Annotated in this window: 17 protein-coding genes and 1 pseudogene; 13 read left to right on the top strand and 5 right to left on the bottom strand. The window is 70.7% G+C overall.

What is annotated here, in order from left to right; translation table 11 throughout:
- The first annotated feature begins 54 nt into the window (after nt 1-54).
- Both ACWDZ4_RS26025 and hflX read left to right on the top strand, forming a co-directional pair.
- Nucleotides 55-1,527 (top strand): M1 family metallopeptidase, encoded by a 1,473-nt coding sequence (locus tag ACWDZ4_RS26025; RefSeq protein WP_451510805.1) that lies wholly within the window; start codon nt 55-57, stop codon nt 1,525-1,527.
- A 152-nt stretch (nt 1,528-1,679) separates the two neighbouring features.
- Nucleotides 1,680-3,179, top strand: coding sequence for a GTPase HflX (gene hflX / locus ACWDZ4_RS26030; protein WP_451510806.1), 1,500 nt, complete (start codon nt 1,680-1,682; stop codon nt 3,177-3,179).
- A 146-nt stretch (nt 3,180-3,325) separates the two neighbouring features.
- Here hflX and ACWDZ4_RS26035 read toward each other — a convergent pair whose 3' ends face one another.
- The gene (locus ACWDZ4_RS26035; protein ID WP_451510807.1) at nt 3,326-4,543 is read right to left on the bottom strand and encodes a trypsin-like serine peptidase; all 1,218 of its coding nucleotides are present in this window, start codon (nt 4,541-4,543) and stop codon (nt 3,326-3,328) included.
- 294 nt (nt 4,544-4,837) lie between these two features.
- On the opposite strand from ACWDZ4_RS26035, the gene ACWDZ4_RS26040 reads away from it, so the two are divergent.
- The 5 genes from ACWDZ4_RS26040 (at nt 4,838) to ACWDZ4_RS26060 (ending at nt 12,839) form a co-directional block, all read left to right on the top strand.
- Nucleotides 4,838-6,217, top strand: coding sequence for a diaminobutyrate--2-oxoglutarate transaminase family protein (locus ACWDZ4_RS26040; protein ID WP_451510808.1), 1,380 nt, complete (start codon nt 4,838-4,840; stop codon nt 6,215-6,217).
- Between the two features lie 29 nt (nt 6,218-6,246).
- Nucleotides 6,247-8,148, top strand: coding sequence for an IucA/IucC family protein (locus ACWDZ4_RS26045; RefSeq protein ID WP_451510809.1), 1,902 nt, complete (start codon nt 6,247-6,249; stop codon nt 8,146-8,148).
- A gap of 39 nt (nt 8,149-8,187) precedes the next feature.
- Entirely contained in the window at nt 8,188-8,913 is a 726-nt protein-coding gene (locus tag ACWDZ4_RS26050; protein WP_451510810.1) for a GNAT family N-acetyltransferase, read from the top strand.
- 60 nt (nt 8,914-8,973) lie between these two features.
- Nucleotides 8,974-10,800 (top strand): IucA/IucC family protein, encoded by a 1,827-nt coding sequence (locus ACWDZ4_RS26055; RefSeq protein WP_451510811.1) that lies wholly within the window; start codon nt 8,974-8,976, stop codon nt 10,798-10,800.
- Nucleotides 10,801-10,868: 68 nt separating this feature from the next.
- Nucleotides 10,869-12,839, top strand: a complete 1,971-nt coding sequence (locus ACWDZ4_RS26060; RefSeq protein ID WP_451510812.1) for an ATP-dependent DNA helicase — start codon at nt 10,869-10,871, stop codon at nt 12,837-12,839.
- Between the two features lie 110 nt (nt 12,840-12,949).
- On the opposite strand, the gene lexA is transcribed toward ACWDZ4_RS26060, so the two are convergent.
- The gene (lexA, locus tag ACWDZ4_RS26065) at nt 12,950-13,738 is read right to left on the bottom strand and encodes a transcriptional repressor LexA (RefSeq protein ID WP_451510813.1); all 789 of its coding nucleotides are present in this window, start codon (nt 13,736-13,738) and stop codon (nt 12,950-12,952) included.
- Between the two features lie 435 nt (nt 13,739-14,173).
- On the opposite strand from lexA, the gene nrdR reads away from it, so the two are divergent.
- Both nrdR and ACWDZ4_RS26075 read left to right on the top strand, forming a co-directional pair.
- The gene (gene nrdR / locus ACWDZ4_RS26070; protein WP_451510814.1) at nt 14,174-14,692 is read left to right on the top strand and encodes a transcriptional regulator NrdR; all 519 of its coding nucleotides are present in this window, start codon (nt 14,174-14,176) and stop codon (nt 14,690-14,692) included.
- A 124-nt stretch (nt 14,693-14,816) separates the two neighbouring features.
- Nucleotides 14,817-17,717, top strand: coding sequence for a vitamin B12-dependent ribonucleotide reductase (locus ACWDZ4_RS26075; RefSeq protein WP_451510815.1), 2,901 nt, complete (start codon nt 14,817-14,819; stop codon nt 17,715-17,717).
- Nucleotides 17,718-17,824: 107 nt separating this feature from the next.
- On the opposite strand, the gene ACWDZ4_RS26080 is transcribed toward ACWDZ4_RS26075, so the two are convergent.
- Complete coding sequence (locus ACWDZ4_RS26080) at nt 17,825-18,355, bottom strand: TerD family protein (protein WP_451510816.1); 531 nt, start codon at nt 18,353-18,355, stop codon at nt 17,825-17,827.
- Nucleotides 18,356-18,504: 149 nt separating this feature from the next.
- On the opposite strand from ACWDZ4_RS26080, the gene ACWDZ4_RS26085 reads away from it, so the two are divergent.
- From ACWDZ4_RS26085 to ACWDZ4_RS26100, 4 genes are all read left to right on the top strand, one after another.
- The gene (locus ACWDZ4_RS26085; protein ID WP_451510817.1) at nt 18,505-19,110 is read left to right on the top strand and encodes a YdbC family protein; all 606 of its coding nucleotides are present in this window, start codon (nt 18,505-18,507) and stop codon (nt 19,108-19,110) included.
- Between the two features lie 236 nt (nt 19,111-19,346).
- A complete protein-coding gene (locus ACWDZ4_RS26090; RefSeq protein WP_451510818.1) occupies nt 19,347-20,006 on the top strand; it encodes a histidine phosphatase family protein in 660 nt (219 codons plus the stop codon).
- Between the two features lie 12 nt (nt 20,007-20,018).
- Entirely contained in the window at nt 20,019-20,927 is a 909-nt protein-coding gene (locus ACWDZ4_RS26095; RefSeq protein ID WP_451510819.1) for an ADP-ribosylglycohydrolase family protein, read from the top strand.
- A gap of 200 nt (nt 20,928-21,127) precedes the next feature.
- On the top strand, nt 21,128-22,852 hold the full coding sequence (locus tag ACWDZ4_RS26100; RefSeq protein WP_451510820.1) for a DUF4153 domain-containing protein: 1,725 nt from the start codon (nt 21,128-21,130) through the stop codon (nt 22,850-22,852).
- A 167-nt stretch (nt 22,853-23,019) separates the two neighbouring features.
- Here the strand turns inward: ACWDZ4_RS26100 and ACWDZ4_RS26105 are convergent.
- Nucleotides 23,020-23,188, bottom strand: a pseudogene (locus ACWDZ4_RS26105) (MFS transporter); the annotation flags it as partial.
- Between the two features lie 432 nt (nt 23,189-23,620).
- On the bottom strand, nt 23,621-23,773 hold the full coding sequence (locus ACWDZ4_RS26110) for a hypothetical protein (RefSeq protein WP_451510821.1): 153 nt from the start codon (nt 23,771-23,773) through the stop codon (nt 23,621-23,623).
- Nucleotides 23,774-23,830: the final 57 nt, after the last annotated feature.

The raw sequence follows: 23,830 nt of genomic DNA on the forward strand, positions 1-23,830 counted from the left end.
TGGAGCGGCGTGTGCGGACACAGCACGCGCGGCGGGCGCTGGTAGCGGTAGGTCATGCTGCTCACCTCCCGGCGCCTGCGTGCCGCCCTGCTGGCCGCCGCATCGGCCACCCTCGTCGCCGCGACGCTCCCCGCCCCCGCGCCACCCGTGGCCCTCGGGATCGGCGATCCGCTCTTTCCCCACCTGGGCAACCCCGGATACGACGTTCTCGCGTACGACATCTCCTTCACGTACCGCGGAAGCAACAGGAAACCACTGGATGCCGTCACGAAGATCGACGCGACGGCCACCCAGCGGCTCGGCCGGATCAATCTCGACTTCGCACACGGGACCGTCGGATCGGTCGAGGTGAACGGCGAGCGCGCCACGTTCGCGACGGCGGAGGAGGACCTGGTCGTCACGCCCGCGGAGCCGGTGCTCAAGGGGCGGCCGATGCGGATCACCGTCCGGCACACCAGCGATCCCGACCCGAAGGGGCGCGAGGACAGCGGCTGGGTGCGCACCCGGGACGGCCTGGCGATGGCGAACCAGGCCGACGCGGCGCACCGCGTCTTCCCGTGCAACGACCACCCCGCCGACAAGGCGTTCTTCACCTTCCGTGTCACCGTGCCCAGGGGCATGACGGCGGTCACCAACGGGCTGCCGGTGGGGAAGCCCGGAAACCCCGGGAACACGGCGGACGGCGCCACCTGGGCGTACCGGACCAGCCACCCCATGGCGACCGAGCTCGCCCAGGTCTCCGTCGGCCGGTCGACCGTCGTGCACAGGACCGGGCCGCACGGGCTGCCCGTACGCGATGTCGTGCCCACCGCGGAACGCGCGCGGCTCGAACCGTGGCTGAAGAAGACGCCGGCGCACCTGGAGTGGATGGAGCGGCAGGTCGGCCGCTACCCCTTCGAGACGTACGGGATGCTCGTCACCGACGCGGACACGGGATTCCAGCTGGAGACACAGACGCTGTCGCTCTTCGAGCTCTCCCTGTTCACCCGCTCCGAACTGCCCGAGTGGTACGTCGACTCGATCATGGTGCACGAACTGGCGCACCAGTGGTTCGGCAACAGCGTCTCGCCGCGCTCCTGGTCCGACCTGTGGCTGAACGAAGGGCACGCCTCCTGGTACGAGGCGCGGTACGCCGAGGAACACGCCGAGCAGTCGCTGGAGGCGAGGATGCGCGAGGCGTACGCGCAGTCGGACGGGTGGCGGGAACAGGGCGGCCCGCCCGCCGCTCCCCGCAACCCCACACCGGGACAGAAGGTCAGCCTCTTCAGGCCGGTCGTCTACGACGGCAGCGCACTGGTGCTGTACGCACTGCGCCAGGAGATCGGTGAGGGCGCCTTCGAGCAGCTGGAGCGGCGGTGGGTGCGGGACCACCGGGACGCCACCGCGACGACCGACGACTTCACGGGCCTCGCCGCGCGGATCGCGGGGCGGGACCTGTCCGCTTTCTTCCACGCGTGGCTGTACGGGAAGAAGACGCCGGCGATGCCCGGGCATTCCGACTGGCGGAGCGGGAATAAACCGGAGTGACGGCCCGGGCCGCCCCGTGCCACTATCGACGGGCCGGTGCAACGGGCCGGCGGCGCGGCCGGGGCGGGGACCTCCTGACACTTCGGGAATCTTCCGGGCGCATGACGCGTTGTGATCGGTGCAACCAACTTTTCTAGCGACGTAAGGATCCAATGACCTCCTCTTCTTCCGCTTCCAAGGACGCGCAGAGCTTCACGGAGAACCTGACCGAGAGCCTTCGGGCCGATGCCCTGATGGAAGAGGACGTCGCCTGGAGCCACGAAGTCGACGGGGAGCGGGACGGCGACCAGTACGAGCGCTCGGACCGTGCGGCGCTCCGACGGGTGGCCGGCCTCTCCACCGAGCTCGAAGACGTCACCGAGGTCGAGTACCGGCAGCTGCGCCTGGAGCGTGTGGTGCTGGTGGGCGTCTGGACCTCCGGCACCGTGCAGGACGCCGAGAACTCCCTGGCCGAGCTGGCGGCTCTCGCGGAGACCGCGGGCGCCCTGGTGCTCGACGGCGTCGTGCAGCGCCGTGACAAGCCGGACCCGGCCACCTACATCGGCTCGGGCAAGGCGATCGAGCTGCGTGACATCGTGCTCGAAACCGGAGCCGACACCGTCGTCTGCGACGGTGAGCTCAGCCCCGGCCAGCTCATCCACCTCGAAGACGTCGTCAAGGTGAAGGTGGTCGACCGCACCGCCCTGATCCTGGACATCTTCGCCCAGCACGCCAAGTCCCGGGAGGGCAAGGCGCAGGTCGCGCTCGCGCAGATGCAGTACATGCTGCCGCGACTGCGCGGCTGGGGTCAGTCGCTGTCCCGGCAGATGGGCGGCGCCGGTGCCGGCGGTGGCGGCGGTATGGCCACCCGCGGTCCCGGTGAGACCAAGATCGAGACCGACCGGCGCCGGATCCGCGAGAAGATGGCGAAGATGCGCCGGGAGATCGCGGAGATGAAGACCGGCCGCGACATCAAGCGCCAGGAGCGCAAGCGCAACAAGGTGCCTTCGGTCGCGATCGCCGGATACACCAACGCCGGGAAGTCCTCGCTGCTCAACCGTCTGACGGGCGCGGGCGTGCTGGTGGAGAACGCGCTGTTCGCCACCCTCGACCCGACCGTGCGCCGCGCGGAGACACCTACCGGGCGGGTCTACACGCTCGCCGACACCGTCGGATTCGTACGGCATCTGCCGCACCACCTCGTCGAGGCGTTCCGCTCCACCATGGAGGAGGTCGGCGACGCCGACCTCATCCTGCACGTGGTGGACGGTTCCCACCCGGTGCCGGAGGAGCAGCTGGCGGCCGTACGCGAAGTGATCCGTGACGTCGGCGCGCTGGACGTGCCCGAGATCGTGGTGATCAACAAGGCGGACGCGGCGGACCCGGTCGTCCTGCAGCGGCTGCTGCGCATTGAGCGTCACGCGATCGCGGTGTCGGCCCGTACGGGCGCGGGCATGGCGGAGCTGCTGGCGCTGATCGACTCCGAGCTGCCCCGGCCCGAGGTCGAGATCGAGGCACTCGTGCCGTACACGCAGGGCGGGCTGGTCTCGCGGGCCCACGCCGAGGGCGAGGTCATCTCCGAGGAGCACACCGGGGAGGGCACGCTCATCAAGGTGCGGGTGCACGAGGAGCTGGCGGCTGACCTGGCACCGTACGTACCGGTGGCTCACTGACCGCGGGCGGCCCGTAGCACGGCCGTACGGCAACCCGGCACGTACGGGCACACAGCACGGAGCAAGCCGAAGGCCCGCCCCTTCACGACGAGGGGGCGGGCCTTCGGGCTGCGCGGGCAACGCGTGGGGCCGTGCCCGGGGAAGACCTATTGGTTGGCGAACTTCCTGCTCACCGAGTCGTAGATCCCCTCGGCCTCCTCGCCCAGGCGAGGACCGGCCAGCCAGCCGGCGGTCACCGGACCGATCGAGGTGTTGGAGACCAGCGCGGGCCTGCCGTCCCGGCCGAGAGCCGTCCAGCCACCACCGGAGGAACCACCGGTCATGGTGCAGCCGATGCGGTACATCGTCGGGTCACCGGTCCTGATGGACAGACGGCCCGGCTTGTCGGCGCACTCGAGCTGCTTCTGGCCGTCGAAGGGCGGGGCGGCCGGGTAGCCGGTCGCCGTCACGTTCGCGATCTCCGGCGCGGCCGGTGCGTCGAACTCCACCGGAAGGGCCGAACCGACCGTCTCCTCCAGGGACTTGCCGCCGCCCTTCTCCGGGGTGACGTGCAGTACGGCGAAGTCGTACGGGGCGCCTTCGCCGCCGGTGGGGCCGCCCTGGGCGATCCACTGGTCGGACGTCTGCGCCCAGTCGCCCCACCACACACCGTGCGGGGTGATCTCGTTCTGGGACGCGCCACCGATCTCGGCGGCCGACTTCCCGGTGCTGTTGTACGACGGGACGAAGGCGATGTTGCGGTACCAGCCGCCCTTCTTGCCCGCGTGCACGCAGTGGCCGGCGGTCCACACCATGTTGGACTTGCCGGGATGCGCCGAGTCCTGGATGACGGTCGCGGAACAGACCATCGAGCCCTGGGGCCCGTCGAAGAAGAGCTTCCCGGCCTCGGGGGCGCTCGTGGTGTACGGAGTCTTCAGGGGCTGGGCCTCGACGGGCGCGGGCGTCGGGTCGGTGACCCCCTCGTCGCCGGAGATGTCGTTGCCCACCGGCCTGTCCGGCTGCTCCGCGTCCCGCATCCGGTCCGGGTCCCAGAGGTCCTCGATGATCGGGTTGATGTAGTCCTCGGCCTCGCGGAGCCAGTCGTCCTTGCTCCAGTCCTTCCAGGCACCGCCCTTCCACTTGTCCAGGTCGACGCCGTGCTTCTTGAGCTCGTCCTTCAGGTGGTCGGGAATGACGATCTTGCCGTCGGCGGTCCGGCCGGCGGAGGCGCTCGGCTCGCCGCCCGCGTTGTCCTCGCCCGGACCGCAGGCCGTGGCGGTCAGGGCGAGGGCGGCGGTGAGCCCGACTGCGGCCAGTACGGGGGAGGTTCGGCGACGCGCGCTCCTCCCGCCACGTGCTGCGAAGGTCGGGCGAATGGGTCGCATGTCGTGATCCCCCTGGGACTTCGAAATCTTCTTCGGCGAACTCTCTGCACGTGCCGCTCGCCCCGACGGCGGAGCTCCTGGCCGGCGTGCGGACCCCACTATGCCGGTGCCGTGGGAGACGGCACGAGGCAGGGCCGCGGTTCCCCCGACGTAAGGATCTTCTGATTGCCCGTGATCCCCCGGCGACACCGTCGTTGGTACGTACGGGGAACGCAGGGCCGGTGTTCAGCGCCGGCGGACAACGGACCTGCGGAGAACCGCGACAGAACCTTCACCGCGGGAGGACCGACAGACGTGGCCGTGACCGAACCTGCCGCTGCGGTGCTGACTGCCGCGCACGAGGGAATCCTCCGTCGCCAGTCACTGCGTGAATCGGCGGCGCGCACCTACGCGCGGTCCCTGCCCATCGTTCCCGTACGGGCGCGCGGGCTGACGATCGAGGGGGCGGACGGGCGCCGGTATCTGGACTGCCTCTCGGGTGCCGGGACCCTGGCGCTCGGGCACAACCACCCCGTGGTCCTGGAGGCGATCAAGAAGGTCCTCGACTCAGGGGCCCCGCTCCATGTGCTGGACCTCGCGACCCCCGTCAAGGACGCGTTCACCACCGAGCTGTTCGCGACCCTGCCGCGCGGACTCGCCGACAACGCGCGGGTGCAGTTCTGCGGCCCGGCGGGTACGGACGCGGTCGAGGCCGCGCTCAAGCTCGTACGCACCGCCACCGGCCGCAGCGGGCTGCTGTCCTTCACCGGGGCGTACCACGGCATGACGGCGGGTGCCCTCGACGCCTCGGGCGGTGCCCAGGACGCACGGGTGACGCGCCTGCCCTATCCGTACGACTACCGGTGCCCCTTCGGCGTGGGCGGCGAGCGCGGCGCCGAACTCTCCGCCCGCTGGACCGAGAACCTCCTCGACGACCCGAAGGGCGGAGTGCCGTGCCCGGCCGGGATGATCCTCGAACCGGTACAGGGGGAGGGCGGCGTGATCCCCGCGCCGGACGACTGGATGCGGCGCATGCGCGCGATCACGGCGGACCGCTCCATTCCGCTGATCGCCGACGAGGTGCAGACCGGGGTCGGCAGGACCGGCGCCTTCTGGGCGGTCGAGCACAGTGGCGTCGTGCCCGATGTGATGGTCATGTCCAAGGCCATCGGCGGCAGCCTTCCGCTGGCCGTCGTGGTCTACCGGGCCGACCTCGACGTCTGGGAGCCCGGTGCCCACGCCGGTACGTTCCGCGGCAACCAGCTCGCCATGGCGGCGGGCGCCGCCACCCTGGCGTACGTACGCGAGAACCGGCTCGCCGACCGCGCCGCCGTGCTCGGCGCACGCATGATGGGCCAGTTGCAGGGGCTGGCCGCCGACCACCCCTGCATCGGGAACGTACGCGGCCGGGGGCTGATGATCGGCGTCGAACTCGTCGACCCCGACGCCGGAAGCCGTACGTCCACGGGCGCTCCCCCGGCAGCGCCCGCTCTGGCCGCCGCCGTCCAGCAGGAGTGCCTGGAACGCGGACTCATCGTCGAACTCGGCGGCCGTCACGCCGGCGTCGTACGTCTGCTGCCTCCCCTCACCCTCACCGATGAACAGGCCACGGCGGTCCTCGACCGCCTGGCCGACGCCCTGTCGGCCGCCGAGCGCTCCCCGTACCCCCGGCAACAGACCGGGCTGTCGCACTGACCCCGGACCTCGTCACAAGGAAGACCCCCGTGAACCCCACTCCCGCATCCGATGCGTCCGAGGCCGAAGACCGTCCCACCGCCCACGACCGAGGACAGAGCGGTACGCACGGCCGCCTCATGGCCGATGAGGCCAAGGTGCCCCGGCAGAAGGGCAGCGCCCACGGGGAGCAGCGCACGCCGGGGCCCGGCGCACGCCCGCAGGCCGCGGACGCGGACCTCCTCGACCACCCCGACCCGCATGCGGCGGCGGAGGCGGCAGCCGTCGAGAACCTGCTGCGCTGCTGGATCCGGGAGAACGACATCACCGAGCCCCTCGGACCGGTCCTGCGCATCCCGCTCGGCGCCAGCGGTACCGCACTGCTCGTTCCCGTCCGCTACTGGTCGGCCACCGGATGGCACCGCTTCGGCATGCCGGTCCTGGAAGGCGGGCCTCAGGGCGCGCCGCCCGCCGACGCCGTCACGGTCGCCGCCCTCCTGGGCCGCGAGGCGGGGCAGCGCGAAGGGGCGGACCTGGTCGGCCGGGTCGCCGACTCGGTGCGGCGCACCGCCGGGTTCATCACCGCCCGCCGCCGGAGCCCCGGCCCCGCCGAAGAGGCGGACCTGTTCCTCAGCGCGGAGCAGTCCCTTCTCCTCGGGCATCCGCTGCACCCCACCCCCAAGAGCCGCGAAGGGCTCTCCGACGCGGAAGCGCTCCTGTACTCACCCGAGCTGCACGGCTCCTTTCCGCTGCACTGGATGGCTGTCGACCGGTCCGTACTCGCGGGGGACTCCGCCTGGACCGAACGCGGCCGTACCGTCCCCGTCGAGCAGCTCACCGTCCGGCTGGCCGACGGCCTCCGACTGCCCGACCACACGGTCCCCCTGCCCCTCCACCCCTGGCAGGCCCGCGAGCTCAAGCACCGGCCCGCCGTCGTGGCGCTCCTTGAGCGAGGTCTCCTCCACGACCTCGGCCCTCATGGCGCCCGGTGGCACCCCACCTCCTCCGTCCGCACCGTGCACCGCCCCGGTGCGTCCGCCATGCTCAAACTTTCGCTCGGCGTACGCATCACCAACTCCCGTCGTGAGAACCTCCGCAAGGAACTCCACCGCGGTGTCGAGGTACACCGGCTGCTGCGCGGCGGACTGGCCGAGGAATGGCAGTCCGTCCACCCCGGCTTCGACATCGTCCGCGACCCGGCCTGGCTCGCCGTGGACACGGCGGACGGCGAACCGGTTCCGGGCTTCGACGCCCTGCTGCGCCACAACCCGTTCGGCCCCGGCGACGACGCCGTCTGCATCGCGGGCCTCACCGCTCCGAGGCCCTGGCCCGGCCGGGCCGGCATGCACTCCCGCCTCGCCGACGTCGTCGCCCGGCTCGCCACCCGCACCGGCCGCCCCACCGCGGCCGTCGCCGCCGAGTGGTTCCTGCGCTACCTCGACCACGTCGTACGCCCGGTGCTCTGGCTGGACGGCACGGCAGGGGTCGCCCTGGAAGCCCATCAGCAGAACACCCTGGTCCTCCTCAACCCCGACGGCTGGCCCGTCGGCGGCCGCTACCGCGACAACCAGGGTTACTACTTCCGCGAATCCCACCGGGCCGGCCTCGAACGCCGTCTTCCCGGCATCGGCGCCACCAGCGACACCTTCGTCACCGACGCCGTCACCGACGAACGCTTCGCCTACTACCTCGGCATCAACAACGTCTTCGGCCTGATCGGAGCGTTCGGCGCCCAGCGGCTGGCCGACGAACGCGTCCTGATCGCCGCGTTCCGCCAGTTCCTCGGGAAGAACACCGCCCTCGGCTCCCCGCTGCCCGCACAACTCCTGGAGACCCCCAGCCTCCGCTGCAAGGCCAACCTGCTCACCCGGCTGCACGGCCTCGACGAGCTCGAAGGCCCGGTCGACACCCAGTCCGTCTACGTCACCATCGCCAACCCCCTTCGCACCTGAAGGAACACGCCCACCCGAACTGCTGAGAGGAGCGTCGCCGTGCCTCCCCCCGATGCGAGCACCGACGCAGGAACCGACTCCGCTCCCCGCGCCGGATCCAGCACCGAGGACACCCTGGACCTGCGGCTGTCCGACGAGCTCGTCGCACTGTTCGGTGACGACGGCCCGGTGGCCGGCCCCCGGGCCGTCGGCGGCGACCTCCTCGACACCCCCGCCGACTGGGGCCCCGTCACCACCCCCGCCGGCGTCTTCCAGCTCGTTCCCGTACGCATCGAGCGGGACCTGCCGCTCATCAGCCGGTGGATGAACGATCCGGCCGTCGCCGCCTTCTGGGAACTCGAAGGACCGCAGGAGGTGACCGCCGCCCACCTGCGCCCCCAGCTCGACGGCGACGGCCGCAGCGCGCCCTGTCTCGGCGTACTGGGCGGCGTGCCCATGAGTTACTGGGAGATCTACCGCGCCGACCTCGACCCGCTGGCCCGCCACTATCCGGCCCGCCCGCACGACACCGGGATCCACCTCCTCGTCGGCGGCGTCGCGGACCGCGGCCGCGGCCTCGGCACCACCCTTCTCAGAGCCGTCGCCGACCTCGTACTCGACAGCCGTCCCACCTGTGCGCGTGTCGTCGCCGAACCGGACCTCCGCAACACCCCCTCCGTCTCGGCCTTCCTCCGGGCCGGCTTCCGCTTCTCCGCCGAACTCGACCTCCCCGACAAGCGAGCCGCACTCATGGTCCGTGAACGCACCCTGCGAAACCTGCTGTGAACAAACCGCTGCTTCTCATACACCGTTCGTCCCGAATAGGTTCCACTCCGAGGAGTCTCCGTGCCGAAACCCGCCGCCCATGATTTCGAGGACCCGCTTCCGCTGCTCGCTCCGCCCGAACTGAACCCCGGCACCTGGGACCTGGCAGCCCGCCGCCTCCTCGCCAAGATGCTCGGCGAGTTCGCGTACGAGGAGATCGTCGAGCCGCTTCCGCAACCAGCCGGCGGCCGCCACACCCTCCTGCTCGACGACGGCGGAATCCTCTCCTTCCGGGCCGGCCGCGGCGCCTACGGCAGCTGGCGCGTCGACCCCGACACGATCGAACTCCGCGACCACGCCGCCGACGCCTCAGGCCGCCCCTTCGGCGACCCCCTCCGCTTCCTCGTCCTCGCCCGCCGCCTCCTCGCCCTCGACGGCGCCACCCTCGGCCACCTCATCCGCGAGCTGAGCGCCACCCTCGCCGCCGACGCCCGCCTCGGCCACACCGCCCTGTCCGCGTCGCTCCTCGCCGATCTCGGATACGCGGAACTCGAAGGGCACCAGACCGGCCACCCCTGGCTCGTGCTCAACAAGGGCCGCCTCGGCTTCTCCGCCGGCGACGCCGCCCGCTGGGCCCCCGAAGCCCGTACACCGGCCGCGCTCCCCTGGATCGCGGTCAGCACCGACCTCGCGGGCTACCGCGGAGTCCCCTTACTCGCCACGCCGGAGCACCTCTACGCACGCGAACTCGACGCCTCCACCCGCGAGTCGTTCGCCGCCGCGCTCCGCGCCCGCGGCCTGGATCCCGAGCGGTACCTCTACCTGCCCGTACACCCCTGGCAGTGGGAGGAAGTGGTCCTGCCGCTCTTCGCGCCCGCCGTCGCACAGGGCGCCATCGTGCCGCTCCCCACCGACGGCGACGTACGGCTGCCGCAGCAGTCCATCCGCACCTTCCTCAACACGAGCCGCCCCGACCGGCACACGGTCAAGCTGCCGCTCGCCGTCCTCAACACGCTGGTCTGGCGAGGACTGCCCACCGAGCGGACCCTGGCGGCGCCCGCCGTCACCGCCTGGGTGCACGGGCTGCGCGACGCCGATTCCTTCCTGCGCGACGAGTGCAAAGTGATCCTCCTCGGAGAGGTCGCCTCCGTCGCCGTCGCGCACCCCCTGTACGACGGCCTGCCCGAAGTCCCGTACCAGTACAAGGAACTGCTGGGTGCCATCTGGCGTGAGCCGCTCACCGGCCGCCTCGCGCCGGGAGAGCGCGCCCGCACGCTGGCCTCCCTGCTCTACACCGATCCCGAAGGCCGTGCCTTCACCGCGGAGCTCGTCGCCCGCTCGGGTCTCACGCCCACCGCCTGGCTCAAGCGGCTCTTCGCCGCCCTGCTGCCCCCGCTGCTGCACTTCCTGTACCGCTACGGCACCGTCTTCTCCCCGCACGGCGAGAACGCCATCGTCGTCTTCGACGACCACGACATCCCGGTGCGCCTCGCCATCAAGGACTTCGTCGACGACGTGAACGTCAGCGCGCAGAGCCTGCCCGAACACGACTCCATGCCCGACGACGTGCGCGGGATCCTCCTCACCGAGCCTCCGTCCTTCCTCACACAGTTCATCCATTCCGGGCTGTTCGTCGGCGTGTTCCGCTATCTGGCGCCCCTCTGCGAGGAGCAGCTGGGTGTTCCGGAGAGCGACTTCTGGTCACTCGTACGGGCCGAAATCCTGCGGCACCAGGCACGCTTCCCCGAGCTCAAGGACCGTTACGAGATCTTCGACCTGCTCGTCCCGCGGATCGAGCGCCTCTGCCTCAACCGCAACCGTCTGCACCTCGACGGCTACCGCGACCGCCCCGGCCGCCCGCACGCCGCGGTGCACGGCACCGTCCCCAACCCCCTCCACCTGTCCTGATGAGCTCGCCGGTGGTGATCCGGGCGCGGGCCCGGGGTGTCAGTGGTGCCCCGTAGGCTGGTGGAGCTATGACGAAGCCCTCACTCCCCGAGCTCCTCCACGCCGCCGTCACTGCCGTCGGCGGCACGGAGCGGCCAGGCCAGGTCGCCATGACCGAGGCTGTGGCCGAAGCCATCGACGACAATGCCCACCTGCTCGTCCAGGCCGGCACCGGCACCGGAAAGTCCCTCGGCTATCTGGTGCCGGCCCTGGCACACGGCGAGCGCGTCGTGGTGGCGACGGCGACCCTGGCCCTGCAGCGCCAGCTCGTGGAGCGTGATCTTCCGCGTACGGTCGAGGCGCTGCATCCGCTGCTGCGCAGGCGCCCCGAGTTCGCCATGCTCAAGGGACGCTCGAACTACCTCTGCCTGCACCGGCTCCACGAGGGCGTACCGCAGGAAGAGGAGGACGGCCTCTTCGACCAGTTCGAGGCCGCGGCCCCCACCAGCAAGCTCGGCCAGGACCTGCTGCGCATGCGCGACTGGGCGGACGAGACCGGGACGGGCGACCGCGACGACCTCACCCCCGGTGTCTCCGACCGTGCCTGGGGCCAGGTGTCCGTCTCCTCCCGCGAATGCCTCGGCGCGTCGAAATGCGCCTACGGAGCGGAATGCTTCGCGGAGGCGGCCCGCGAGCGCGCCAAGCTCGCCGATGTCGTCGTGACCAACCACGCCCTCCTCGCCATCGACGCCATCGAGGGCGCGCCCGTGCTCCCGCAGCACGAGGTGCTGATCGTCGACGAGGCGCACGAACTGGTCTCACGGGTGACCGGCGTCGCGACCGGCGAGCTCAGTCCCGGGCAGGTCGACCGGGCCGTCCGCCGCGCGGCCAAGCTCGTCGACGAGAAGGTCGCCGACGCCCTCCAGACGGCCGCGGAGTCCTTCGAGCGGCTGATGGAGCTCGCGCTCCCCGGACGTCTCGAAGAGGTCCCGGAAGACCTCGGGTACGCCCTCATGGCACTGCGTGACGCCGCTCGTAACGTCATCTCGGCCATCGGCTCGACCCGGGACAAGTCCGTCCAGGACGAGGACGCCGTCCGCAAGCAGGCGCTCGCGGCCGTCGAGAGCATTCACGGTGTCGCCGAGCGGATCGCCAACGGTTCCGAGTACGACGTCGTCTGGTTCGAGCGGCACGACCGTTACGGGGCCTCCCTGCGCGTCGCCCCGCTCTCCGTGTCGGGGCTGCTGCGCGAGAAGCTCTTCAGCGAGCGCTCCGTCGTCCTGACCTCCGCCACCCTCAAGCTCGGCGGCGACTTCAACGGTGTGGGTGCCTCGCTCGGCCTGTCCCCGGAGGGTACGGAGGGGGAAGACGTCCCGGTCTGGAAGGGGCTCGACGTCGGCTCGCCCTTCGACTACCGGAAGCAGGGCATTCTGTACGTCGCCCGGCAGCTGGCCACGCCGGGCCGCGAGGGGGCGCGGGGCGACATGATGGACGAACTCGCCGAGCTGATCGAGGCCGCAGGAGGCCGGACACTGGGCCTTTTCTCCTCCATGCGGGCCGCCAAGGCGGCGGCCGAGGAGCTGCGCGGCCGGCTCGGCATGCCGATCCTGCTCCAGGGTGAGGAAACGCTCGGTGAGCTGATCAAATCCTTCGCGGCCGACCCGGAGACCTGCCTCTTCGGCACGCTGTCTCTCTGGCAGGGTGTCGATGTGCCCGGACCGAGCTGCCAGCTCGTCGTCATGGACCGGATCCCGTTCCCCCGCCCCGACGACCCGCTGATGAGCGCGCGGCAGAAGGCGGTCGAGGAAGCCGGGGGCAACGGTTTCATGGCCGTCGCAGCGACGCACGCGGCGCTGCTGATGGCCCAGGGCGCGGGACGGCTCGTGCGGGCCATGGGGGATCGCGGTGTCGTCGCCGTACTCGACCCGAGGCTGGCCAATGCGCGTTACGGCAGCTACCTGCGGGCGTCCCTGCCGGACTTCTGGTACACCACGGACCGCAATCAGGTACGTCGCTCGCTCGCCACGATCAACGCCGCGGCCGAGGCCGAGGGGAAGTAGCGGCGGCGGTTCGGGCGTAAAGACCTGAAGGTCGTAAAAGGCCGCAGAAGCAGCAGGCCCCCGGAACCGGCGCAGTGGGTTCCAGGGGCCCGGTCTCTGACCGCGAGGTGTCACACCCGCCGCAGTACCGCCACGACCTTGCCGAGAATGGTCGCTTCGTCGCCGGGGATCGGCTGGTAGGCGGCGTTGTGCGGGAGCAGCCACACCTGGCCGTCCTCGCGCTTGAACCGCTTCACCGTTGCCTCGCCGTCCAGCATCGCGGCCACGATGTCGCCGTTCTCGGCGACCGGCTGGCGGCGTACCGTCACCCAGTCGCCGTCACAGATCGCCGCTTCGATCATCGAGTCGCCGACGACCTTGAGGACGAACAGCTCACCGTCCCCCACGAGCTGCCGGGGGAGCGGGAAGACGTCCTCCACCGACTCCTCGGCGAGGATCGGGCCGCCTGCCGCGATCCGGCCGACGAGGGGGACGTAGGACGCGGCGGGCTTGCCGGCCGTGTCGGTGGGCTGAGTGCTGGGCTGGTCCGAGCCCCGCACCTCGTACGCCCGGGGGCGGTGCGGGTCACGGCGCAGGAACCCCTTGCGTTCGAGAGCCATCAGCTGATGAGCCACGGAAGAGGTACTGGAGAGGCCCACCGCCTGACCGATCTCGCGCATGGACGGGGGGTATCCTCGCCGTTGCACCGAGTCCCTGATGACCTCGATGACTCGTCGTTGCCGATCGGTGAGGCCGGAACTGTCCGCCCGGATTCCTGGAGGCCGGCCGGGCAGCGAGCGTGAGGGCTTGGAGCCCTCGGTGTGTGTGGCTGCTGCTTCATTCATGGCATGCACCGGCTCGAGTCGGCTCTGGGAGCGGTCCTGGGCGGCGATAGTTGCACTGTCAGCGGTCGTGGTCACGTCGGCCCCTCTCGAGATGTTCTCTCCCTGGCTGGACAACGGTAGTTGCTTTCGAAAGGTTGCGCCAAACACACGTTCGAGTGAAAAAGCGCAGAATGCTTTACCGGAATACGCAACGGGGTGTATGAGGGGCCATTTCGAGTCGAAAGGCAATTCGGGCCATTACGGTAACCTTCGCGGTCGGGCCGGGGGCGGCCGGGCGCGGTTCCCCGCGTGTCGTCCGCCTGTCGTCACCCGTGTGGAGCGCGACACGCGCGGAGAGTGAAAACGCACCCGGACCCCAGATCTAGTGGTTGCATGGCTGAGGCCGCCCACAAGTTGTGGTCCCTGGTCCGCCGGGAGTTCGGCCATCGCCTATGCTGGTGGCTGCTTCGAAGGGTCCTGGGTGGGGCCGGCGAGGCTATTCAGTCGTACTGCGAGGGAGGGTTGGGTTCCATGCACTGTCCCTTCTGCAGGCACCCGGACAGCCGTGTCGTCGACAGTCGCACCACCGACGACGGAACCTCGATCCGCAGGCGCCGCCAGTGCCCCGACTGCTCCCGCCGTTTCACGACGGTGGAGACCGCCTCGTTGATGGTGATCAAGCGCAGCGGAGTGACCGAGCCCTTCAGCCGCACCAAGGTCATTTCCGGCGTGCGCAAGGCGTGCCAGGGCCGGCCGGTCACCGAGGACGCCCTCGCCAAGCTCGGCCAGCGGGTCGAGGAGGCGGTGCGCGCCACCGGCAGTGCCGAGCTGACGACCCACGACGTGGGGCTGGCCATACTCGGCCCACTGCAGGAACTCGACCTCGTCGCGTACCTGCGCTTCGCGTCCGTGTACCGGGCGTTCGATTCACTCGAAGACTTCGAGGCCGCCATCGCGGAGCTCCGCGAGGAGCGGCCTCCGGCAAGTGATTGCGATTGCGAGCCCGGCGTGACCCCCGAGGTCCCCGCGCCCGCCGCTGCCGCCGACTGACCGGCCGGCGGCAGACCAGACCTGTTCCGGCCGCCCTCCGTGGTGTCCGGAACATCAGACACACCACGTGCCCCGGGAAGAACTGGGCACGTCAGAGCGTTTTTGTACGTATATGGGAGGCGGCATGACAGAGACGGCGAGCGGCCCGGCACGAGGTTCCCGCACCAAGGGATCCAAGGCGACTGTGGCTCGACAGGGCTTGCGCATCGAGCGCATCCACACCACGCCCGGCGTGCATCCGTACGACGAGGTGGTCTGGGAGCGTCGTGACGTCGTCATGACCAACTGGCGCGACGGCTCGGTCAATTTCGAGCAGCGTGGCGTCGAGTTCCCCGACTTCTGGTCGGTGAACGCGGTCAACATCGTCACCAGCAAGTATTTCCGCGGAGCTGTCGGTACGCCGCAGCGCGAGACCGGTCTGCGCCAGCTGATCGACCGGATCGTGAGGACGTACCGGAAGGCCGGTGAGGAGTACAACTACTTCGCCTCTCCCGCTGACGCCGAGATCTTCGAGCACGAGCTGGCGTACGCCCTCCTGCACCAGATCTTCAGCTTCAACTCGCCGGTCTGGTTCAACGTCGGTACGCCCCAGCCGCAGCAGGTCTCCGCCTGCTTCATCCTGGCCGTCGACGACTCCATGGAGTCGATCCTCGACTGGTACAAGGAAGAGGGCATGATCTTCAAGGGCGGCTCCGGCGCCGGCCTGAACCTCTCCCGTATCCGCTCCTCCAAGGAGCTCCTCTCCTCCGGCGGCAACGCCTCCGGTCCGGTCTCCTTCATGCGCGGCGCCGACGCCTCCGCGGGAACGATCAAGTCCGGCGGCGCCACGCGTCGCGCGGCCAAGATGGTCGTTCTCGACGTCGACCACCCCGACATCGAGGACTTCATCGAGACCAAGGTGAAGGAAGAGGAGAAGATCCGCGCCCTGCGGGACGCGGGCTTCGACATGGACCTGGGCGGCGACGACATCACGTCCGTCCAGTACCAGAACGCCAACAACTCGGTACGCGTGAACGACGAGTTCATGCACGCGGTCGAGGCCGGCGGCAAGTTCGGCCTCCGCGCCCGTATGACGGGCGAGGTCATCGAGGAGGTCGACGCCAAGTCGCTCTTCCGCAAGATGGCCGAGGCCGCCTGGGCCTGCGCCGACCCCGGCATCCAGTACGACGACACCATCAACAACTGGCACACCTGCCCCGAGTCCGGCCGGATCACCGCGTCGAACCCGTGCAGCGAGTACATGCACCTGGACAACACCTCGTGCAACCTGGCCTCGCTGAACCTGATGAAGTTCCTCAAGGACGACGGCAAGGGCAACCAGTCCTTCGAGTCCGAGCGCTTCGCCAAGGTCGTCGAGCTCGTCATCACCGCGATGGACATCTCCATCTGCTTCGCGGACTTCCCCACCGAGAAGATCGGTGAGAACACCCGCGCCTTCCGCCAGCTCGGCATCGGTTACGCGAACCTCGGCGCCCTGCTCATGGCGACCGGTCACGCGTACGACAGCGACGGCGGCCGCTCGCTCGCCGGCGCCATCACCTCGCTGATGACGGGTACGTCGTACCGGCGCTCCGCCGAACTGGCCGCGGTCGTCGGCCCGTACGACGGTTACGCCCGCAACGCCGAGCCCCACCTGCGTGTCATGAAGCAGCACTCCGACGCCAACACCACGGCCCCGCGCGTGGACGACCTGGACTCGCCGATCTGGGCGGCCGCCACGGAGTCCTGGCAGGACGTGCTCCGCCTCGGCGAGAAGAACGGCTTCCGCAACGCGCAGGCCTCGGTCATCGCGCCCACCGGCACCATCGGTCTCGCGATGTCCTGCGACACCACCGGCCTCGAGCCCGACCTCGCCCTGGTCAAGTTCAAGAAGCTGGTCGGCGGCGGCTCGATGCAGATCGTCAACGGCACGGTGCCGCAGGCGCTGCGTCGCCTGGGCTACCAGGAGGAGCAGATCGAGGCGATCGTCGCCCACATCGCCGAGAACGGCAATGTGATCGACGCCCCCGGTCTGAAGCACGAGCACTACGAGGTCTTCGACTGCGCGATGGGCGAGCGTTCCATCTCCGCGATGGGCCACGTCCGCATGATGGCGGCCATCCAGCCGTGGATCTCCGGCGCGCTCTCCAAGACGGTGAACCTGCCGGAGACGGCCACCGTCGAGGACGTCGAAGAGGTCTACTTCGAGGCGTGGAAGATGGGCGTCAAGGCGCTCGCGATCTACCGCGACAACTGCAAGGTCGGCCAGCCCCTCTCCGCCAAGAAGAAGGACGTCAAGGCCGAGGTCACGGAGAAGACCGAGGAGACGATCCGCGCCGCGGTCGAGAAGGTCGTCGAGTACCGCCCGGTGCGCAAGCGTCTTCCCAAGGGCCGCCCGGGGATCACCACCTCCTTCACGGTGGGCGGTGCCGAGGGCTACATGACCGCCAACTCCTACCCGGACGACGGTCTCGGTGAGGTCTTCCTGAAGATGTCCAAGCAGGGTTCGACCCTCGCGGGCATGATGGACGCCTTCTCGATCGCGGTCTCGGTCGGTCTGCAGTACGGCGTCCCGCTGGAGACGTACGTCTCGAAGTTCACCAACATGCGTTTCGAGCCGGCCGGCATGACGGACGACCCCGACGTGCGGATGGCGCAGTCGATCGTCGACTACATCTTCCGCCGCCTGGCGCTGGACTTCCTGCCCTTCGAGACCCGTTCGGCGCTCGGCATCCACTCCGCCGACGAGCGTCAGCGTCACCTGGAGACCGGTTCGTACGAGCCGTCGATGGAGGACGACGACGTCGACGTCGAGGGCCTGGCCCAGTCCGCCCCGCGCCAGACGGAGACGCCGAAGCCGGTCGTCGCCCCGAAGGCGGAGGCCGTGCCGGAGCAGAAGCAGGCACACACCTCGGCGGAGCTCGTCGAGATGCAGCTCGGCATCAGCGCCGACGCTCCGCTGTGCTTCTCGTGCGGTACGAAGATGCAGCGCGCGGGCAGCTGCTACATCTGCGAGGGCTGCGGCTCGACCAGCGGTTGCAGCTGACCGGCTGGTAGGCGACGGATGAGATGAGGGGCGGCGGGCCCGAGGGCTCGCCGCCCCTCGGCGTTCCGGAAACGGCGAGCCCTCGGGGGCCCGCCGTTTCCGGGCTCTCAGGTGAGAGTGCTGCCCATGGCCCCGGCGAAGGAATTCGGGTCGGCGTCGAAGCCCCGGACGACGGGGCGGAAGTCCCAGCCCCCCGAAGCGCCTCTCGTGAACTCGGCGACGGTGGCCGCGGTGGAGGCGGACACGTCGGCGAAGTCGCTCTCCGCGAGCACGGTGTAGCCCTCGCGGATGCGGAAGCCCGTGTTGGTTATGTCGCCGAACGTCTTTCTTCCTCCGCCCTGCTGGATGGCCATGCCGACCACCACCCGGGCGTAGACAGGTGCCAGCCGGTCGAGTTCGAGAGTCATGACCTCGTCGAAGCCGAATCCCTGGCCGTTCCGGCTGTCCCTGTTCAGGGTGATGGTGCCGTCCGGCGAGCGGCTGTCGAAGTGCACGACGTACGCGGGGCTGCCGTACGGGTCGTCGGAGGTGTACGTCGCGGCGATGATGTCCAGGTCATGGGGCGGCTCTCCCATGGGACTGGGGTCCCACCTGAGCGTCACTTCGACCTTGCCGACCCCTTTGTTGAGACTGCCCACCCGTTCTCCCTCCCTCGGAACCCGGTCGGCTGTCACCGGCGCGGGCTGTGCGAATGTGCACCTGGGACAAGGCTAGCCCCGGGCACCGACAACTCGGGGTGCGCTCAGCACTGTTCACCCGTGAAAGACGATGGCCGTACGATGGCGCGGTGCTGGTCAAGTGGATTCGCTGCACAGTGATCGACCGTCGGGGTTTCGAGCGGGGGCAGCGGAAGTGGGCGGGGCTGCTGGGGGAACCGGGGTTCCGGGGGCAGGGCGGCGGCTGGAGCCGTGGGCGGCCGGGGGTGGTGCACGTCTTTTCCTTCTGGGAGAGCCGCGCGTTCTACGACTCGTTCATGGCGCGCTCCCACGACCGGCTCGCGGCTGCCCAGTCGGGTACGTACAAGAACCCCCGAGTCGGGCTCTTCGACTACCGGTTCGACATCAAGACGGGCTTCGAACCGCGGTTCACCGACGCCGACGTGGTGCGGGTCGCGCACTGCAAGGTGCATGAGGGCCGGGTCGAGCACTTCTCGCTGATGCAGGAGAAGATCTGGAATCCGGCGATGGCCGGGTCGCCGGGGATGCTGCGGGGGGTGTTCGGCGAGGCGCCGGGCAATGAGTTCCTGGTGCTGTCGATGTGGCAGTCCGCCGCCGAGCACGGCAAGTACCGCGCCGAGCGGGTGGAACGCCTGTCGCTGCGTGCGCAGACCGATGCCGACGTGGCCGAACTGGCGGGGGCGGTCGTGCAGCTGGAGCCTTCCTGGACGGTGTGACCAGGCCGTACGCGTGGTTCTCCGTGCGCGCGGTTCTGCACGCACCGGGCCGGGCGGCGGGGCAGGCGGGCGCCCGGCCCCCGCACGGCGGCCCGGTGCGCGGGCGGCCCTCTGCCCGGACCGGCCGACCCGCAGGCAGGCCGCTGCGCCGGTGTCCGACCGGCCGGATACGCTGGACGGAGGCGGGGCAGCTGCCCGGCCGGGCCGCATTCGATCACAGGTTCTAGGGTTTCGGCATGGCACGACCGCGGCGCATCGTTCTCGTCCGGCACGGGGAGTCGGAGGGCAATGCCGACGACTCGGTGTACGAACGTGAGCCCGACCACGCGCTCGGACTCACCGGAGCCGGTCTGCGCCAGGCCCGGCAGACCGGGACACGGCTGCGCGAGGTCTTCGGCGAGGAGCGGATCAGTGCCTACGTCTCGCCGTACCGCCGCACCCACGAGACCTTCGCCGCCTTCGGGCTGGACCCGGCCCGGGTGCGGGTGCGGGAGGAGCCGCGGCTGCGCGAGCAGGACTGGGGGAACTGGCAGGACCGGGACGACGTACGGCTTCAGAAGGCGTACCGGGACGCGTACGGGCACTTCTTCTACCGCTTCGCCCAGGGCGAGTCGGGAGCCGATGTGTACGACCGGGTCGGGGCCTTCCTGGAGAGCCTGTACCGGAGCTTCGAGGCGCCGGACCACCCGCCGAACGTGCTGCTGGTCACTCACGGTCTGACCATGAGGCTGTTCTGCATGCGCTGGTTCCACTGGACGGTGGCGGATTTCGAGTCGCTGTGCAACCCGCGCAACGGCGAAACGCGGTCCCTGCTGCTGGGGAAGGACGGCCGCTACACCCTTGACCAGCCGTTCGAACGCTGGCGGGCTCCCGAACCGTACGGTCGCACCGGATAGAGTGGCAGGGCGATGACCGCTGACTCCTCCACCGTCCGGCGCTTCGAACGCGCCCTGGCCAGCCTGCGTGGGCTGTCCCTGGGAGACGCCCTGGGCTCCCAGTTCTTCGTACCCGTGAACTACCCGCTGCTCAAAAGGCGCGAGCTGCCGCCCGGACCCTGGCAGTGGACCGACGACACCGAGATGGCCTGCTCGGTACTGGCGGTGCTCGCCGCACACGGCCGCATCGACCAGGACGCGCTCGCCCGTTCCTTCGCCGGGCACCACGACTTCGACCGCGGCTACGGCCCCGCCGTCAACCGGATGCTCCGGCTGATCAGGGGGGGCGGCGACTGGCGTGAGCTCGCCGCCGCGCTCTTCAACGGCCAGGGCTCCTGGGGCAACGGCGCGGCCATGCGCATCGCGCCGCTCGGCGCCTGGTACGCGGACGACCCCGAGCAGGCCACGCACCAGGCCGAGATCTCGTCGTACGTCACGCATCAGCACCGTGAGGCCGTGGTCGGCGCCATGGCCGTGGCGGCCGCCGCGGCGCTCGCCGCCGATCCCGCGGGGACGCCGACACCGGCCGGACTGCTCGACGGCGTGATCGCGCTCGTGCCGCGCAGCGCTGTGGGCGCCGGGCTCCGCCGGGCCCGCGACATGCTGGACTACGGCGATGCCGGGACCGTGGCCGCGGTGCTCGGCTGTGGACGGCGTACGAGTGCGCACGACACCGTGCCGTTCGCCCTCTGGTCGGCCGCCAGGGCACTCGGCGACTTCGAGCAGGGCTTCTGGGTCACCGCGCAGGTGGGCGGGGACGTCGACACGACCTGCGCCATCTTCGGCGGAGTCGTCGCCGCGGGGGAGGCCGGAGCCCCGCCGGCCGGGTGGCTGGAGCGGACCGAGGAGCTGCCCGAATGGATTCCGCCCCGCGCGCTCTGATGCCGGCCGCCTGCCGGACGCGGTGGTTCCGTGACTGTCACGGTCCTGCCACAGCCGGGCTCCGGCTGCGCCGGGACGGTGTGCCGGGGCTAGTCTGACGGGCCACGCCGCCCTGTTGATCATGACGGGTGTGCGCCTACGAGGCACCGGGCTCCGGTCGCGGCACCCTTGCCGCCCCCGCCCGGTCGGGAGGGGGTCCCGTGTCCGATACGCCGTCCACACCATCCATACCGCCCACACGGCCCGAAACGTCAGAACCGGCCGGTTCCGGGCGCGATGCGGAGACCGCGCCGCAGAGCACGGCCGCGCAGCCGCCGCCGGGAATGTCGTACCGAGAGCAGCACAGCAGAGCGACGCAGCCCCGGCGCCACCAGCCCTGGCCACCGCCACCGGCCGGACCGCGGCCCTCGCCCGGGCCGCCGAAGTGGCTGGTCGCCGTACGGCCCGGACCGCCTGCCGGGATCCGTCCCGCCACGGTCGTGGCGGCTTTGGCCACTGCCCTGCTGAGCGCCCTGCTGCTCGGTGAGGGGCTGGGCCTGAACCTGCTCTTCGTGACGGTGCCGACCGCGCTCGCCGCCTGCTTCGCCGCCCGGGCGGCAGGCCGCCGCCTCCGCCCCTGGACGCTCGTCTGGGCGGTCGGCGGCCTGGCCCTGCTGGCCGTTCCGGCGCTGCGCGACGCGGGCTGGCCGACCTTCCTGGCCTGCGTGTCCGCGTTGGCACTGGGCTCGCTCGCCCTGCACGGCAACCGCACCTGGGCCGGTGTCCTCGCCGGTTCCCTGGGCATCTTCGGTTCGCTGGCCTCCGGCCCGGCCTGGGCCTGGCGCGGTATGCGCGAGCGGGCGGAGGTGTCGCGCGGCCGCTGGGCGCCCATGGTGCGTACGGCCCTGGTCGCCGTCGTACTGCTGATCGTCTTCGGCGCGCTCTTCGCCTCCGCGGACGCCGCCTTCGCCGGTCTGCTGGGCGGCCTCGCGCCCGACGTCTCCGTCGCGGACAGCCCCTGGCGGATCTTCCTCTTCGTGCTCGGCCTGGTGGGCGCCCTCGCCGCTGCCCGCACCGCCGCCGCTCCGCTGCGCTGGGACCGCCTGGAGATACGACCGGGGCGTGCGCGCGGCCGTGCGGAATGGGCGCTTCCGCTGATCGTGCTCAACCTCCTCTTCACCGCCTTCATCGCGGTCCAGCTCGCCGTCCTGTTCGGCGGCTACCGCAAGGTGCTCAACGAGACCGGCCTGACGTACGCCCAGTACGCGCGCCAGGGCTTCTGGCAGCTGCTCTGGGTCACCCTGCTGGTCCTTCTGGTCGTCGCCGTGGCACTGCGCCGGGCTCCGCGCGGCACGGACCGCGACCGCACCCTGGTGCGCTCGGTGCTCGGCACCCTGTGCGTCCTCACGCTGGTCGTCGTCGCCTCCGCGCTGCGCCGCATGGACCTGTACGTCGACGCGTACGGTCTGACACGGCTGCGCATCTCGGTGGCCGCGGCCGAGCTGTGGCTGGGCCTGGTGATCGTACTGATCATGTCGGCCGGCGTCCTGGGGGCCCGCTGGCTGCCGCGCGCGGTCGCCGCGAGCGCGGCGGCCGCCGTACTGGCCTTCGGCCTGGTCTCGCCGGACGGGCTGGTCGCCGAGCAGAACGTGGCGCGCTACAAGGACACCTCCGAGGAGTTCGACAAACTCGACGTGTACTACTTCCAGGACCTGTCGGCCGACGCCGTACCGGCACTGGACACGCTGCCGGAGCCGCAGCGTTCCTGCGCGCTGGTGGGCATCGCCGAACGGCTCGACGACCAGAACGAACCCTGGTACGCGACGAGTCTCGGTGTGGCGAGGGCGCGCGCGATCATCGAAGAGCGCCCCCTGGACGTCGACGAGGCCGAGTGCCGGAAGCTCGGTACGTACGGCGACGGGCGTGGGCTCTACGACGAGTACTGACAGTACTGACCGGCCGTTTCGGCTCGCGGCGCCGCCGCTGTGCCCTCGGCGGGAACGTGGTGCCCCAAGACGACGGGTGCTCGTCCCGGCGTCGGCGGCGCGGATGGATCTGTACGCCAGGGACGCCATGCCCATGGCCGAGGTGGGCGCGCCGGCCAGGTCGGAGCGGCCGCGAAGATGCCGAACGCGCGGTTGTGCCCGGGGCCTTCGTGGAACGTCGTGGTGATGAGCGCGAGCGCGGTGGGCGAGGCGATGGCGCCGCTCACGCCCTGGAGCGCGCGTGTCGCGAGTCATCTGCCACGGCTGCTGCGCGATGCCGCGCAGCAGCGCGGTGAGGCCGGGTGGGTCCTAGCCACTGCGCGCTCATCGCAGACGTGTGGGTGAAGGACCGTCCCGCGGAGCCGTGTTGGAGCAGTCGAGTACGGCCGGCGGGAACGCGTTCACCGAGGAGCGTGTCGCGGCCGGTGCGCAGACCGGCAAAGCCGTGGTCTGTCCTCACCGGCCCTCCGAGGAGGACCGCGTCGCGGACGCCCCGCGGGCCGGACTGCCGGACCGCGAGGAGGCGCCGGGCCGGGGCGGCATCCGCGAGGATTTTTGCCGACGCTGTCGACGGATGTGCGGAGCGATGTATTCCGAGCCCGGCCGCGCTGCGCCCGATGCTTCACGAATGCGACAGTGAGGTGGCGGGGCGATTTCACGGAGTGGTCCTGTGCCGAAGTGATCCTGCGCCAAGGGGTCGAGCCCTCGATCCGGCTCTTCCGTGAGGTCCTACGCCGCGGGGTCGAGCGGGGCGATGTCCGCCCCGACGCGGTCGGCGGCCCGGTCTTCGACGTGGGTGCCCGGCTTGTGGGCGTACCGCTCGAAGGTGTGCGGGAGCGAATGGCCGGACGAGGAGACCGCCGGGACGACCGACCGGGTCACGGTGCGCTCCCGCGCCCGGTGGCCGGCTGAGCGGCCCTCGTTCCGCCCCTTGCCCCG

The organism is Streptomyces sp. NPDC003016, from assembly GCF_053591455.1.

Excerpts from the sequence above, each read along its gene's own strand:
- ACWDZ4_RS26090 (WP_451510818.1), top strand. The coding sequence starts at position 19,347 with ATGGCACGACCGCGGCGCATCGTTCTCGTCCGGCACGGGGAGTCGGAG.
- nrdR (WP_451510814.1), top strand. The coding sequence starts at position 14,174 with ATGCACTGTCCCTTCTGCAGGCACCCGGACAGCCGTGTCGTCGACAGT.
- ACWDZ4_RS26025 (WP_451510805.1), top strand. The coding sequence starts at position 55 with ATGCTGCTCACCTCCCGGCGCCTGCGTGCCGCCCTGCTGGCCGCCGCA.
- ACWDZ4_RS26075 (WP_451510815.1), top strand. The coding sequence starts at position 14,817 with ATGACAGAGACGGCGAGCGGCCCGGCACGAGGTTCCCGCACCAAGGGA.
- hflX (WP_451510806.1), top strand. The coding sequence starts at position 1,680 with ATGACCTCCTCTTCTTCCGCTTCCAAGGACGCGCAGAGCTTCACGGAG.
- ACWDZ4_RS26035 (WP_451510807.1), bottom strand. The coding sequence starts at position 4,543 with ATGCGACCCATTCGCCCGACCTTCGCAGCACGTGGCGGGAGGAGCGCG.
- ACWDZ4_RS26095 (WP_451510819.1), top strand. The coding sequence starts at position 20,019 with ATGACCGCTGACTCCTCCACCGTCCGGCGCTTCGAACGCGCCCTGGCC.
- ACWDZ4_RS26060 (WP_451510812.1), top strand. The coding sequence starts at position 10,869 with ATGACGAAGCCCTCACTCCCCGAGCTCCTCCACGCCGCCGTCACTGCC.